Source organism: Streptomyces sp. NBC_01669 (genome assembly GCF_026339735.1).
In the GTDB taxonomy this organism is placed as follows: Bacteria; Actinomycetota; Actinomycetes; order Streptomycetales; family Streptomycetaceae; genus Streptomyces; species Streptomyces yanii.
This window is the reverse complement of the sequence record NZ_JAPEQG010000001.1, coordinates 173145-187433: the sequence shown is the minus strand read 5'-3', so window position 1 is coordinate 187433 and position 14289 is coordinate 173145. Positions and strand designations below refer to the sequence as shown.

Below are 14289 nucleotides of genomic sequence, written 5' to 3'. Positions count from 1 at the left end.
GTCCGTGGCTGGGGTGCCGGGGTGTTGGTTCCGTGGCTGGGGTGCTGGTGCTGGTTTCGTGTCTGTGGCCGGGGTGGGTGAGGTCCGGGCCGGCGTGAGGGGGGTCGTGCGCTGGGGGCCGGTTCAGAGCCTGTCGGGTGATCTCTGACCGGGCGGTCATGCTCTGGCACGCGCGCTTCCCGTGTTGCCGAAATATCCTGGTAGTTCCTTCTCCGGGCTCTCGGCTTCGTTCGAGCGGGGGAGTCCCCGTCCGAGGACCTTCCGTCGCTTTGGAATCGCGTGTACCGGACCGCGTCCGCTATCCGGTCGAAGGTCACCGGACAGGCTCTCAGGTGCGTGCGGGTGGATGCCGTGACAGGTAGCCGCCCGCTGTGGCGGCCAGCAGTATCACGCAGCCGGCGAACACCAGGCCTGCGTTGCGCAGTCCCAGTGCCGTTGCCAGTGCGCCGATCCCGATGACGGGCACCGAGATTCCCGTGTACGCGACGACGAAGAACGCTGAGATGGTGGCGCCCCTGTGGGTGCCGGGAGCCGCTGTGCTCACCACGCTCAGGCCCGCCCGGAAGGCCAGGCCCTGGCCGGTGCCGCCGGTCACGGCACCCAGGAGGAGGACCGGCAGCGACGCCAGCAGCAGCGACGACCCCACTACGAGCAGCCCGGCCACCAGCATCAGGCAGCCGACGGGCAGGGCGTTGCGCGTGCCGACGGGGCCCATCAGCAACTGCCCGCAGGCCGAGGCGCAGAAGACGCAGAAGACGACGGCGCCGGTCACGGCCAGGTCGTGCACGCCCAGGGTCTGGGTGAGGAAGGCCGGCGTGAGCGCGGTGAACAGGCCCAGCAGTGAGAATCCGGCGAAGGCGGCGAGTGCGGAGGGCGCGAACACGCCGCGTACCTCGGCGGGGACGACCATGCCCTGCGGCCGCAGCGGGGGCCTGGCGCCGCTGCGGTGCACGGTCTCGGGCAGCAGCGCGGTGACAGCCACCGCGGCCGTCAGGAGCGCCAGATGGGTCAGGAACGGCAGCCGCAGCGGCCATGGCGCGTACTGGGCCAGGGTCCCCGCGACCAGGGGGCCGAGTCCCAGGCCGCCCATGTTGGCCGCGGTCGCCGCGAATCCTGCCCGGGCACTGCGCCCGGCGGGTGCCAGTTCCAGCACAGCGGCCGTGCCCGTGCCGCTGAGCAGTCCGGCCGACAGCCCCGACAGGACACGGCCCGTGAACAGCAGCGGCAGCCCGCCCGCCAGCAAGAAGCACACCGCGCTCAGCGCGGCCAGTCCCAGCGCGCACAGCAGGACCGGGCGGCGGCCGAGAACATCGGAGAAGCCGCCGGCCAGGAGCAGGGCGGCGATCACACCGATGGCGTAGACGGCGAAAACCACGGTGACGATCAGTTCGGAAAAGCCGATCTGTTCACGGTAGAGCCCGTACAGCGGTGTCGGCAGGGTCGTGCCCATCATCCCGACCGCGAACACACCCGCCGCGGCCAGATATCCGGGCCGCACAGTGCTCTGCTGACGGTCCGTGTCCTGGTTGATCACAACTCACCATAGGCATCGGGTGGGGCGCGCGGAGGCGTTGGCTTCGCCCGGGGACGGGCCGATGCACAAAAGCCACCAGCACACGGCAGAGCCTGCGGTACCCCTTGCTGCCGGCCCGCAAGGCCCTGCAGGTCACCTCGCGGCAGCCGGGCGCCCTCGTGGGCCTGCGAACGCAGGCCGCCGGCACGAGCGGGGGCGGCGGCAGGAAGCAGGAACATCAGCAGACGGACCCCGGCTGACGGCTCTGGATCGCCTGCGCCCCGGCCGCCTCGTCGGCGGCCCCTCCGCGTCCGCCTCCAGCCCCGCCTCCCCTTGGCCTTCCTGCGGCCCCTGCCCAACACCCCCGGCCGCGCGGCGGTGTCCGCCCGGCCAGGGGAGTCGGGCCCGCCGCAGCCCGGAACACGACCCCCGCCAGGAAGGACGCCTCCCGCCGGCCGGGGTCCTGCCCGGGCGCCGGGCGGCCCGGCGCCTGCGAACACCGCGCGGCGACCTCGTCCGTCGCGGTCACCGCCGGACCCGGCCCCCGCCCGGAACCGGCCAGGATCTCGCCCAGCGGCTTCCTCCGGCCCCTGGGGGAAGCCGCTGCCGGTACGCGGGGGAGCGGGTGGCCATCTCCTCCGGGCCGCGCCTGGAGCCCAGTGCCGAGACCGCCGGACTGGAGGCTTGACGGCCTTCGGTGTCACCCGACTGTGCGGCAGCCCCGACCTCATTCGGCCCCGCCTGCCGCGCGGCCGCACCCGAACGGCAGGACTCGGGGGCAGCATGGAAGCGGAAGCCCGCCCGGGAGCCCTTCGCACGTCGACCGGGCGGGCCGCCGTTGTGCAGCCCGCCTGCGTGCGCGGCGGCCGCCGCGCAGGGCTGCGATGGCCTGCCGACGCACGGTGCGGGCGCGAGCACGACCGGCCGGCCGGGCAGCGCCGATGAGGTCCGGCAGCCGGGCCGTCACCGCACGCGCCGCCCCTGAGAGCACCGCCGGCGGTGCTCTCAGGGCCCGTCCCCCCGGTGATTGCCGCCGCCGGACCGGCCCGCACCTTCTGCGCTCACCGCCGCACCGGTGCCCGGCGAAAAGATCTGCGCTCACCGCCGCACCGGTGCCCGGTGAAAAGAAAAGAATAGGGGGGTTACCTTGCCGCGGCTTTGTCCTGCCTCCGCGGACCTTGCGGGGGGCTGAGGAGCTGCGGGCGCGCTCAAGAGCCAGGATGCCGGGGCCGCTTCCTGGTTGGTGCGTGCCGGACCGAGGTCCCGCGCCGGGCCGCATGCGTGTGTGATGCGCTGCGCGTGCTGGCCTGGGCGGAAAGGGTTACGGCCTCCTGCGATTGCTCCGGCGGGCGAGCCGGGCACCGGGCGATGCGTCAGGTTGACGTGCAGGCCCCCGCGGACCGCACCCGCACTCGACGCGGTCGGTGCGGCCGAAACCGTTCTCCTGTTCGCGCCCGGCGACCTACCGCGAAAAATTGTGTGGAGCCGGGCTCGCCGGGCATGACAGGCTGACGCACACCGAAGGGGTGTAGCTCAGATGGCCAGAGCGCCGGTCTCCAAAACCGGATGCCGCAGGTTCGATTCCTGCCACCCCTGCCACCGTTCAGGGCTCCCCGGCCCCCGGCCCTTGCCCACGGTCCGGGACCACCGGCGCGGTCACGTCCCGGCCGGGACGACCGCGGCCCGGATACGGCGTGCCGCCCGGCTGACGGGCGCGGGCCGGCCCGGGAACCGTATCGCTCGGGCACATCGTGCCGGCCTGCCCCCGAATGTTGCTGCCGGTGGTCAGCTCAGGGCCGCAGCCAGAACGCCGGCCGCCTTGGCGACCAGCAGGTTGTCGGCGGGGGCGTCCCGGTCGGGCTTGGTGGTCATGACGGCCAGGACGACCGGCGGCCGGCCGGGGGGCCAGGCGACGCCGGCGTCGTTGTTGCCGCCGTAGCTGCCGCCGCCGGTCTTGTCGGCGACGGTCCAGCCGGCGGGAATCCCGGCGCGGAAGCGTTCACCGCTGGTGGTGTTGGCGAGCAGCCAGCCGGTCAGCAGCCGGCGGTCGCGGGGGACGAGCGCGTCACCCAGGACGAGGCGGGCGTAGGTCCGCCCGATCGCGCGAGGTGTCGTGGTGTCCGTCTTGCGCCATGGCTCCGCAGAGTTCAGCTCGGGCTCCCACCGGTCGAGGCGGGTGACCGGGTCGCCGACAAAGCGGCACAGGCGGGTGACGGCGGTGGGGCCGCCCAGTTCTCGGAGCAGGAGGTTGGCCGCGGTGTTGTCGCTGTGCGTGATGGAGTACCTGCACAGGTCGGCGACCGTCATCCCGCGGGAGAGGTTCTCGGACGTGCCGGTGACCGGCGAGTGGCCGCAGGCCTTCACGTACTGCGCGGTGTAGCGGATACGGCGGGCCAGGAACTCGCCGCTGCGGTCCAGATCGCGAAGGACCGCAGCCGCGCCGATGGTCTTGAACAGGGAGCACATCGGGAAGCGCTCGTCCGCCCGGTACACCACCGTGCGGTTTGTGGCGGTGTCATGGGCGTACGCGCCGAGCCGGGCGGAGTGCTCCCGCTCCAGGGCGCGCAACTGCCCGGTGACGTGGGCCGCCGCGCCGGGCGCGGCGAAGGCGGTGGGTGCGGGAGGCGGCGGGGATACGGCGGCCGGGGCGGCTCCGGCGGCCGGAGCCGCTCCGGTACCGGCCCCGGCGGCCAGGGCGGCCAGGACTGTCCGGCGGGTCGCGCGGGCTCCGATGGATCGCACAGCCATGTGCCTTTCCTTCGTACGGCAGGACGTCTGTCATGACATCAGCTCCTGCCCGGCTTGGTGGCAATGACCGCACCAACCGCTGCCCGACGCCCTTGGCCGTGGGCCGCTCGCAGCAGTGGCCCACGCCCGCCCCCTGCTGCGACCAGACCGCCGGACTTTGCCGAACGGCCGTCACCACCCTTGCAGCACACGGATGGAGGGGACGTGCGACGACAGACCCCGGCGGCGCTGACGGGGCCTGGGCGTGAGCTGGACGGGGCAGCCGCGGTCAGCTGCCGGGCGCTCGCCCATAGCCGCGGGCAGCGACCGCAGACACTCGCCGAGATCAGCCGCCGCGTGACTCCTCCCCCCTGAACGGGGGTGGTTTCTCGCTATGCCGGTCGGGTTTCGCGACGGACCGGCCCGGCCCGTAGAACGTGAAGGGCGCCCACTGTGCCGGCGTGCGCGTGGTGGCCGCAGACGGTGCAGTGGAACGTGTCCTGGGTGGGCCGGTTCTCCTTGGCGGTGTGCCGGCATGCGGGGCACCGCCGGGAGGTGTTGCGGGGGTCCACGGCCGTCACTTCCCGTCGGGCGCTTTCGGCCTTGGCGGTCCAGATCGTGAGGAACACCCCCGACCGGCATCGCTGATCGAACGGTTCAGCCCGGCTTTGCCCGCGGCTCAGCCGGGCAGGAAGCTGCCCGGCTGATCAGGGCCGGGCTTCGGTGCGGGTGCCCGGCTCATGTGGGAGATCTTGAGGTCTTCGTGCGTGATGACGTCATGTTCGCGTACAGGATCGAGCGCGGTTTTGTGCGCGTGGCCAAGGCGCTGGCGGCGGACCTTGCGGTGCGGGGCGGCGACTGTCTCCACGGCCTTGCGGCGGCGCTTGCTGTCGCGCTTGCACCGGCTGAGCGTCTGCTGCGCGGTTTCGGGCTTCGCGGCGGCTTTGCGGCCGTGACGTGGGCCGGGCACGAACCCACCGGGTGAGTCGGCGAGGAAGTCGGCTGTGCCCAGGTCGATGCCGACCACACTGCCGGTCGCGGGCAGCGGCTCGGGCGCGGCCTGTTCGGCGGTCAGCACGACGAACCACTTACGGCCCTCGCGCTTGACCGAGACCGTCTTGACCCTGCCGGCCACCGGCCGGTGCTGGTGCACCTTGATGTGCCCGGCCCCCACCGTGTCGAGCCGGCCCACTGTGCGAAAACGCGGACAGCCCGGCTTCTCACCGGCCTTGACCCGGCGGAACAACGCGGCGAACGCCTTGTCCAACCGCCGCAGCGTCGCCTGCTGAGAGGAGAACGACCAGCGGCTCTGACGCTCCGGGTCGAACGCCCGGATCTCCTTGAACTGCACGGACTGCTGCCCGCACCGGGCGGCGGTCTTCGAAGTGTGGTGCCAGGCGTCGCGACGCTCCTGCAACGCCCCATTGCAGAGCAAGCAGTGATCGCGGAGCATCTCACCGAGCGCGACCTGCTGACCCGCGGTGGGCCGCATGAGGAACTTGTGCGCACGAATCAACCGGCCCACCCCCTCTTCGATCCGAGCCGACGGAACCACACTGCTCTTGGCTCATGTCACCGGGCGGGGCGGCCGGGCGGGGCGGTTGAGGAACAGCGAAGCCGGCCTCCGCGGTTGGCGGGGCCGACTGGTCTGGTGGTGTGTCAGGCGGTCGCGCTGAGCGCCTTCCTGCGGGGCGGCAGTGCGAGTGCGGTCACGGCGAAGGCCGGCGCAGTGAATGCGGCGGTGGTCAAGAAGGGCCGCGAAAGCGCCGGGGCGGCATCTGTGCAGTACACACGGCACGTCTCGGCGTCCGGCTCGGACACACCTGCGCAGCCTGCCGCTCGGGCTGCTCGTGGGGCGCTTTGACACCACCATCCGTGCCTCCACCGCAACAGCACCGGGCAGCGCCCGGTGGGGGGTGCGGTGGCACTTCGGCACAGCTCTTCCCGGAAGCGGCGCGGGGCCGGGCCGCCTCGACCGCGGCCACGATGCGTCTGCGCGCCGCACAGGGCAGGATGTGCCGCCGGTGGATGCGGGAACGCTGCCACCGGCAGGCCGGTCACGAACACTGCGCCTGCAGTGGTCCGCCCGGTCGGCCTGTTTCGAGGGCCGACCGCCCAGGACTGCTGGGCAACTGGGGGCGGGTCCGCAGGGCCGGGCCCGGGCAGGTCCTGACCGGGTTCGGCTGTGCAACCGACACGTTCGGTCAGTAGGCCGAGTTGACGTTGTCGATGGAGCCGTAGCGGTGGGCGGCGTAGTTGGCTGCGGCGGTGATGTTGGCGACCGGGTCGTAGATGTTCTGGGAGGTGCCGCTGACGTGGTACGAGTTGAACGTGGGGTCGATGACCTGGAGCAGGCCCTTGGACGGGATGCCCTTGGTGGCGTTGGAGTCCCAGTTGTTGATGGCGTTGGGGTTGCCGGAGGACTCGCGCATCAGGTTGCGCTTGATGCCGTCGTAGGTGCCGGGGATGCCCTTCGCGTGCATGACCTTGAGCGACTGGTTGATCCAGGCGTCGACGTTGCCGCCGCCGGACTGGGCGGGGGTGGCGGCCGAGGCGGCCGGGGCGCCTGCGACGGTGCCGGCCATGACTGCGGCGCCGGCGGCGAGCATGCCCATCGAGATCTTCTTGGTCTTGGTCATGCGGGCGAACTTCGTGGACATCGCGGTGAACTGCATCCGGTAATTCCTCTTCCGTCGGGGGGTGATGCCAAGAATTGTTAATCGAGGACAAATCCCGGGTCAATGCCCCTCTTTTACTAAAAGGATTCGTACTGGGTGCCGGAAATGATCGGGAGAGTTGCCGTCGAGACTGCGGACAGGGTCTCCGTGGGCCTACTATCCGACTTCGGAGTGACGGCCGTCACGTGGCCCACCCCACACGGCAAATGCCTCAAATCGGCACAAGGGTGGCGTGGGTCACGTGGTCTGCGTCATATAAAGGACGCCGTATTCGCTCACCGTAATGCCGAATAAGCGCACTGTATTGATGGTGGTGCGGCGATTATCGGCGCGAATCCGAGGGGAATCCTGACCGGGCGGCCGGCGTGTGACCGATCGGGTGGCGACGCATGACGGGGGCGGCACGCGGCGCGTGCCGCCCCCTGCAACAGGGCTGATTCGGTGTCGCGTGGCCGTGTGAATGGGCTTGGCCGGGGGAGGCCTGTGAAACCCGGGTGGGAGGGGGCGGGCGGATATCGGTGTGCCGCAGGGCCTGGGGGACTGCGGTGGCCCGTGCGGTTGCGTCAGCTGTTCGCGCCGCCGCCTGGACCTGCACCACCGAAAGCCGGCCCGGGCGGCGGGTGGACCCAACGAGCACCGTCAGTGGCCGCCCGGGCCACCGCCGGCATCGGCCCACCTCCCGTCTTGGGTGGGCACGGCCCCCGCACCCGCCAGGCGATGGCCCACCCGCCCCGGCGGGGCCACCGCAAGCCCCGGGGCTGAGGAGCCGCCGGCCCGGTGCACCTGGCTCCGGCCACGAGATCGAGCAGCACCTCGACAGCGGTCCGGGAATCACTCACCGCTGACGCGGCATCGGATTGTTCACGAGTTTCGGTTCTGGCTCTGTGGAGCGGTCACGCACTGTCCGCCGGCGCCGGCCGCGCCGAGATGATCGGTTTTCACCCCTTGAGGTTCCCCCGAGATGCGGAACCGGGGCCCAGGATGAGCAGCTGGTTGCCACAGGCACGTGAGGTCCTGGCTCGGGGCGGGGGCGCCCGGACGCAAGAGGGACACGAGCCGCTGGCGATCCCCGTACGAAAGAACCGGCCCCGTCACGCACGACGCCGCGGAGACCTTCCTGCAGGAGTTCGGCGGTCTGACCGTGAGCATCAGCGGGCCAGGGATCGGTTGTGCACGCACACCGTTCGAGCTGGACCCGACGGAGCCGGCCACGTGAAGGCGATGTCAGCCCGGGACCGCCGGCTGGCGGGGTACCGCACGCAAGGAGAAAGGGGAGCAGCGAGGACTGAGGTGGATCGGCCCTCGCTGCAGCCCGCACGCACACCGGAAACTGCGCTGCGTATCGCTACGCCATCAGGCAGCGCAGTACGCGAACGCCACTCCGCCAAGAACGTCGTCGGTGGGATTGTCGAAGGCGACAGTCCAGCTGTCGCCGAAGGTATTGGTGGTGGTCTGGAGAGAGGCACCCGGAACAACTCCGTAGCCCGAGCCCCACCCGCCGGAGACAGCCGTCTGGCCCGCAGGGCAGACGGCTGTACTCTCCACATGAATCCCGCCCGCAGGCACATTTACGAGGGGTCCCTGCCATTGGGTGAGGTTGGCGATACCGCTAGGGCCCGGCTCACCCTGCTTGCCCTGCTCACCCGGCTCACCCTGTTTGCCTTGTGCACCGGGCTCGCCCTGCTCGCCCTGCTTGCCTTGTGCACCGGGTGTGCCCGGCTCGCCCTGCGGTCCTTCTGGTCCGGGCTCGCCCTGCTCGCCCTGTTTGCCTTGTGCACCGGGCTTGCCCTGCTCGCCCTGCTTGCCCTGTTTGCCTTGTGCACCGGGCTCGCCCTGCTCGCCCTGCTCGCCCTGCTTGCCCTGTTTGCCTTGTGCACCGGGCTCGCCCTGCTCGCCCTGCTCGCCCTGCTTGCCCTGTTTGCCTTGTGCACCGGGCTTGCCCTGCTCGCCCTGCTTGCCCTGTTTGCCTTGTGCACCGGGCTCGCCCTGCTCGCCCTGCTTGCCTTGTGCACCGGGTGTGCCCGGCTCGCCCTGCGGTCCCTCTGGTCCGGCCGGACCCGGCTCACCCTGCGGGCCTGGGGGGCCCGTGGGGCCGGTCGGACCCCTCTGACAGCGGTCCTTGCCTTTGTCGTCATGCGGCCTGTGCTTGCAGTTGTCGCCTCCGCCGTCCCCCGGGCCAGAGGCGATCGAGGGTGCACCAGGGGCCCGGGCTGCCGCCGCAGCCGTGCTGCTCACCCCGGTAGTCAGGACCAGCGTGAGTGCGGCGATCGTGCCGCCGGCCACCCATCGGCCTCGTCGGGGCTGAGATCTCATCTGGGCCCGTGTCCTGTTGGCGGGACGCATGTAAGTGCTCCTTGGTTCGATCGTTTTGGGAACTCCAAATCCGAAGTCAAGGAGGAGCTTGAACCGCGCGCAGCTGGTCGGGCATCAGACTCCGTCGCGACGCGCCGATGATCAGTACAGCAGACTAGTTGTTACGTGATCCGCGCCGGCGTGACGGGCAGGAGACGGAGAACGGCCTCGACGATGCACAGGAGCAGAGGGCCGCGATCTTCTGGTGTGCGCCGTCGTTCGAGGGGTTCACAACTGCTGGGCAGACACAGAACATGGGCACGATGGGGTGAGCGGTGTGACGATCTGCGGGTATGCCCGGTGAGGTGTGGGTAACGTTCTCGGTGCGATCTGGGACGCCGGGTGTGGTGTCAGCGGTCGGGGCCCCCGTGTCACCGGAGAGATGGTTCGGGGCTTCCCCCGTCGCCTCCGGCCACACCCGTATGGCCAGGTCGTAGGGATTCCGCCCGCCTGGGACGGACCGCATACGGGATATGCGTCGCCGCCGGGGACGCGAAAGCGGAGAACCAGTGCGCCCAAGACCGTTCGGGGCGTGCCGGTGAGCCAGGACTCACTCCTGCCCACCGCCCAGGAACGGTCGCTGCAGATCGGCTTGCAGTTCAGCCATGACCCCACGTCGACGACCATGCTCGTGAGGCCCGACGGGACACACTCCTTGCGTGCCAGGTACCGCGTCATGTGATCAGCGGACGGGGCATCAGGCGGCTCCCCTGCGAGATGACGACCGGTGTCGAGAGCCCCGCCCTGAGGGGAATCCGCTGCGCCCCGCATGCTCAGGGTGGAACACGGCAAGGACGACTCGGGGGACGCGGCCGGGCAGCGGCTCGTGCGACAGGAACGGAACTTCTCCGGTCCGGCTCAACGCGCCTGTTGTCTGTCCGGTGCCGTGGCCAAGGCCGGCAGACCGCAGAGCCCTGCGAACAGAGCCAGGTACATGACGGTCCTCGCGTCGCTGACGTAATCCTCGACGACGTGTCCGCCGAGGAAGGGCCACGTCACTGAGCCGACGCTCACGAACAGGTGGGTGCGCCGCTCCCCGAGGGCCCGCATCCCGGCCCACAGCAGCACCGGCATCGACACCACGCCCGTGAACCCCGCCAACAGGAGCTCGAAGGACCCGGCGAACATCGTGTCCGGATCGGCCGCGCTCACATCCTGGGCCCATTGCCGAAGGGACGCCCAGATCCCGTAGCAGGCGACGGCCGCCACCGCGGACACGAGCGTGCCCCTCACCCAGCGGGCGGTCCTCTTCTTCGTCATGCCCTCACCTTTGCGCGGCACGGCGGCGGGGGGCTTGAGTACGCGTACTCAAGCCCCCCGCCGCCTGCCTCAGGAGGCGGATCCGCCAACTGGCCGACAATCGTTCGACGTCGCAGTGCGCCGGATGCGGGCAGCCTTGCCGCCCGGGTGAGCGGGCGGTACTGGAGCTGATGCCGGCGGCCGAGCGCACAGTAAGGCAGGGATTCCCTCCGAACGGCGTGATGGCCTGGCCGCCTCCGGTGCGGACGCGGATCCGGTGGAACCGGGACCGCGGAATGTTCGATCCGCCGCGGCCCGCAGGATGCCGGCTGCGGCGACATGCGCGGCGCTCGGTGAACGCGGGCATGGCGTAGCGGGTGCGGGGGGTTTGGGGGTGTGCCGAGGGGTACCCCCGCATGCCGGAAACCCCGGCCCGATTCCGACGGGCCGGAGTTTCCGTGTGCTGCGGAGGATATTTACCACTGGTCGCAGTGGCCCTTTACCACTCCTTGTCGAAGTGGTCCCGGACCACCCGGAAGCTGCCCACGACACCGTTTTTGACGAACACGCCGCCACGGACGTGGTGACGGGTGAAGACACCGTTGCTGGTGCTCCAGGGACCGACCGTCGCAACCGGGGAACCGTTGTCGCAGGTCGCCCCGCGGAAGAACTCGACGGTCCGGCGGCTGTCGTTACGGACGTTGAAGCTCCGGGCGCCCAGACCGCTGACCACCGTGATGCAGCCATCCTCACCGCGAGCCGAGTACGAGCGCTCGTTGATGAAGATCCGGCCCTCCTCCTTGTGGCGGAAACCACCACGCTCGTTGCCGCCACGGTTGTTGCCGCCACCGTAGCCGCCGCCGTAGCCTCCCTCGTTCCCCTTGCCGCCGTTGCCGCCGTTGCCGCTGTTGCCACCGCCTTCACCACCGAGCGGAGCCGCGTCGGGGGCGGCCTGCTGAGCAGCCGGGGCGGCCTGTTGAACGGACGGGGCAGCAGCCGGGGCGGATCCGGCGGCCGAGGCATAGGTGATGCCGGTAGTGGCGATGACCGCGGCGCCCACTGCGGCAGCGGTCATGGCGACGGTACGCGTCTTCATGTCACTTCTCCCTTGTCTCTGAGGGTCGGCCGGGCAACCGGCCTGTGACGAACGTACTTATGGCGCCTTTAGCTGGCATCTCGGACGTATCACCAGGGGGCCGACCGGGTGTACGCGCGCCCCGCACCGCCCATCGATCGGCACATGACACTCCGTCAATGCATGTGAAAGTAAGCTTATTTGGCACACGATTAGGCCTTCTGGGCGACTTGATGACGCCCGATCACCCTGTCGGCAGCATGTCGCCCGGCCCCGCACACCGAAAAACCTCACCCCACCGCCCTGAACACCAGTCACCGGCACCCACCCCACCACCCCGACCGTCACAGCGCGTGCGACCGGATGCGGGCCGGCCCTTGTCGGCGCGGTGGACGACCGTGGCGGCGCCGGGCGGGGCGACGGCGGCGGCCGTCGTCGCGATCATCCGGTTCGGTCCGGCGCCTCGGAGCCGTGGGCGCCGCGATTGAACGTTTGCACGCGTGGAATTCCCGCACGGCACCGATTCCCATCTGCGCGGATGGCGCCTGTCCCGTCTCATCGGAGTCTTTTGCTCCTGAAGCGATGGCCCGGCCTTGCTGAGGACAACGACACGTGGCCCCGGTCGACCGGCCCGCAGACATTAAGAGGAGCTCACAAAATGGGAGTCCGATCAGCTCGCGGCGTCTGGTGCGTGCGGATCGCAAGGCGCTGGAAGGTCCTCGAATGGGGTCTCCCCTGCTCGAACGAAGCTGAGAGCTTGGGGAGGGAGCTACCAGGGCATTTCGGCAACGCAGCGAGCGTGCGTGCCAGGCGTCGCGAGCCGGGCGCCCATTTTGTGAGCTCCTCTAAGAGGCCTCCGGCCCGCCGATCCGCCTGCCGGTGCGCTGGAACATGGCCGTGGAAGCATCGGCCCATGCGGCTCAGGTCGCCACGTCGACGGGCCCCGCCCCCTCCTGGCCGCAGGCGCGGGAGCTTCGACCGCAACGCCGCGGCACCGGCCGGTCTTCGGTGAGACCGGTCAAGGACCGGCGCGACAGGACACCCGGTCCCGGCCGGAGGTGCCTGGGACATCGCGGTCGCGACCGGCCAGGACCTGCCCCTGGAGCAGGAGTTGGCCGAGGGTCTGTGCGCCGCGGCGGATCAGCTCGTCGACCGGCTCCGCGATTCCTTCGGCGTCTTCGCCCCGGCCCTGCAGCAGGCGCGGGGCGGCGACCGGGCAAACACGCTGCTGGCCTTCGTCGGACGCGACCCGTACTGGCGCCCGGCTGCCTGAAACACAGGCCGCAGTACCCGCCGGTCCCCACTGCCTTCGCTGACGGGGACGGCGAGAAACCGCACAGCGAGCGACCGCAAAGCGGTTCCGCCACCGTGGTGTCACAGCGGCGCTACCCGACGGCGAAGAGAAAACGCCCCGGACCGCGCCTACCGTTCCTCACCAGTGCGCATGAGTGAGTCCTGGACCCACTGTTGCGTTCTGGGCGCGTCCCGAACGGTGTTGGATGCGCTGGGTTCCCGTTTTCGCGTCCCGCTCGGCGACGGTCCTCCAGGGGGCCGGTCCGTTGTGGGTGGGCGGGTTCCCTCACGCCCCCGGTGACCTGGTCCGGCCTGGACGGTCCGATGCCCCGCACGATCGCTCCGGTCGTGTGGGGGCGGTGCCGTCCTTCCCCAAGCTCTCAACTGCGTTCGAGCAGGGGATACCCCATCCCGGACCGGGTGTCCGAGGGCGCGTCGTCCGATCGCGATACCGGCGGCATCGTGACGGGACATGGTGCGGTGGGGGGTGGTCAGCGGTTTCTGCCAGTGCTGGGCACCCCACTGGGAGGTGTAGGCGGGGTCTACCGCGATGATCGCGAGGCCCTGTTCGGCGGCCATGGACACGAGCCGGGCCTTGAGCCTGCCGGTCGGGATGCCGGAGATGAGCTGCCGGAACCGCTTGCGGCGGCCGTGTTTCTCGCGGGTCTTCTCAGGCGTGAAGTCGAGGTCTTCGATGCCGATCGCGGCGACACCGGCACGCACCGCCCAGTTGATCAACCGGGTCAGGGCGTGGCGGATCTGTGCGTCACGGTGGCCGGCCGAGCCGGACAGGTCGTAGCCGAAGCGGTGCGGGTCGCCGACGGGGTTGCCGTGGCCATCGAGCCGGTGGGCGGCGAAGTGGTCGGCGTTGGTGTCGACACCGATCATGCCCCGGGCGCGGGCGGTCTCCAACGGGACGGTCCGGACGGCGACGGCGCAGGCGCGGGGAGCACCGGGATCGCACCGGCGGGACGGCCACGACCGGCGGCTCGAACACGGTTGGCGGTGGCCCGCCGTGCGTACACCCGATTCCGATCTTCATACGGGGCCGGCGAGGCCGCACATGAGCATCGTGGCAGCAGGCCTGACCTTGCCGAAACGGCCGGCACAGGACCGGCCGGCAGCCCTCGAAGCCGGCCCGGCCGGGTCCGGCAGGAACCCCCCATGGGCAGCCCGGCGGGCACCACAGTGCGCAACGAGCCGGCCCGCCCTCGCGGACCGGTACCGCCTCGCCCTCGCGGACCGGCTCAGCGGGCGAGGACTCCTGCGCCCGCCCCTCCCGCTCCGCCCCTGACCAGGGCGCACCCTTGTGACCCCGGCGTGCCACCACCCGCACCGGGTGGTGGCACGCGGCTCCTGCCGGTGCGCCCCCAGGGAGGATCTGTTGCGATCTGCACGTCGGGTGGGGGCGG

Annotated in this window: 8 protein-coding genes, 1 tRNA gene and 2 pseudogenes; 3 read left to right on the top strand and 8 right to left on the bottom strand. The window is 70.8% G+C overall.

Going from position 1 to position 14289, the window contains the following annotated elements:
* Nucleotides 1-328 precede the first annotated feature (328 nt).
* Nucleotides 329-1534, bottom strand: coding sequence for an MFS transporter (locus OG972_RS00915; protein WP_323135835.1), 1206 nt, complete (start codon nucleotides 1532-1534; stop codon nucleotides 329-331).
* Between the two features lie 1501 nt (nucleotides 1535-3035).
* Between OG972_RS00915 and OG972_RS00910 the strand changes: the two genes are divergently transcribed.
* A tRNA-Trp gene (locus tag OG972_RS00910) sits at nucleotides 3036-3112 on the top strand.
* Nucleotides 3113-3298: 186 nt separating this feature from the next.
* Here the strand turns inward: OG972_RS00910 and bla are convergent.
* The 3 genes and pseudogenes from bla to OG972_RS00895 form a co-directional block, all read right to left on the bottom strand.
* Nucleotides 3299-4261, bottom strand: coding sequence for a class A beta-lactamase (gene bla, locus OG972_RS00905; RefSeq protein ID WP_266977785.1), 963 nt, complete (start codon nucleotides 4259-4261; stop codon nucleotides 3299-3301).
* A gap of 371 nt (nucleotides 4262-4632) precedes the next feature.
* Nucleotides 4633-5756, bottom strand: a pseudogene (locus OG972_RS00900) (RNA-guided endonuclease InsQ/TnpB family protein).
* 688 nt (nucleotides 5757-6444) lie between these two features.
* Nucleotides 6445-6900 carry a transglycosylase SLT domain-containing protein gene (locus tag OG972_RS00895; protein ID WP_266990207.1) on the bottom strand — a complete coding sequence of 152 codons (456 nt, stop codon included), beginning with the start codon at nucleotides 6898-6900 and terminating at the stop codon, nucleotides 6445-6447.
* 1024 nt (nucleotides 6901-7924) lie between these two features.
* Between OG972_RS00895 and OG972_RS49510 the strand changes: the two genes are divergently transcribed.
* Nucleotides 7925-8134, top strand: coding sequence for an SUKH-3 domain-containing protein (locus OG972_RS49510; RefSeq protein WP_353961636.1), 210 nt, complete (start codon nucleotides 7925-7927; stop codon nucleotides 8132-8134).
* Nucleotides 8135-8271: 137 nt separating this feature from the next.
* On the opposite strand, the gene OG972_RS00890 is transcribed toward OG972_RS49510, so the two are convergent.
* From OG972_RS00890 to OG972_RS00880, 3 genes are all read right to left on the bottom strand, one after another.
* The gene (locus OG972_RS00890) at nucleotides 8272-9231 is read right to left on the bottom strand and encodes a hypothetical protein (protein ID WP_266977784.1); all 960 of its coding nucleotides are present in this window, start codon (nucleotides 9229-9231) and stop codon (nucleotides 8272-8274) included.
* An 897-nt stretch (nucleotides 9232-10128) separates the two neighbouring features.
* The gene (locus OG972_RS00885; RefSeq protein ID WP_266977783.1) at nucleotides 10129-10530 is read right to left on the bottom strand and encodes a hypothetical protein; all 402 of its coding nucleotides are present in this window, start codon (nucleotides 10528-10530) and stop codon (nucleotides 10129-10131) included.
* Nucleotides 10531-11008: 478 nt separating this feature from the next.
* Nucleotides 11009-11605, bottom strand: coding sequence for a hypothetical protein (locus tag OG972_RS00880; RefSeq protein ID WP_266977782.1), 597 nt, complete (start codon nucleotides 11603-11605; stop codon nucleotides 11009-11011).
* A 1090-nt stretch (nucleotides 11606-12695) separates the two neighbouring features.
* Between OG972_RS00880 and OG972_RS00875 the strand changes: the two genes are divergently transcribed.
* Nucleotides 12696-12857 carry a hypothetical protein gene (locus tag OG972_RS00875; RefSeq protein ID WP_266977781.1) on the top strand — a complete coding sequence of 54 codons (162 nt, stop codon included), beginning with the start codon at nucleotides 12696-12698 and terminating at the stop codon, nucleotides 12855-12857.
* Nucleotides 12858-13006: 149 nt separating this feature from the next.
* On the opposite strand, the pseudogene OG972_RS00870 reads toward OG972_RS00875, so the two are convergent.
* Nucleotides 13007-13804: pseudogene (locus tag OG972_RS00870) on the bottom strand (IS200/IS605 family accessory protein TnpB-related protein); the annotation flags it as partial.
* Nucleotides 13805-14289: the final 485 nt, after the last annotated feature.

Coding starts and splice junctions, on each gene's coding strand:
- OG972_RS00890 (WP_266977784.1), bottom strand. CDS start 9,231: ATGAGATCTCAGCCCCGACGAGGCCGATGGGTGGCCGGCGGCACGATC.
- OG972_RS00880 (WP_266977782.1), bottom strand. CDS start 11,605: ATGAAGACGCGTACCGTCGCCATGACCGCTGCCGCAGTGGGCGCCGCG.
- OG972_RS00885 (WP_266977783.1), bottom strand. CDS start 10,530: ATGACGAAGAAGAGGACCGCCCGCTGGGTGAGGGGCACGCTCGTGTCC.
- OG972_RS00895 (WP_266990207.1), bottom strand. CDS start 6,900: ATGTCCACGAAGTTCGCCCGCATGACCAAGACCAAGAAGATCTCGATG.
- bla (WP_266977785.1), bottom strand. CDS start 4,261: ATGGCTGTGCGATCCATCGGAGCCCGCGCGACCCGCCGGACAGTCCTG.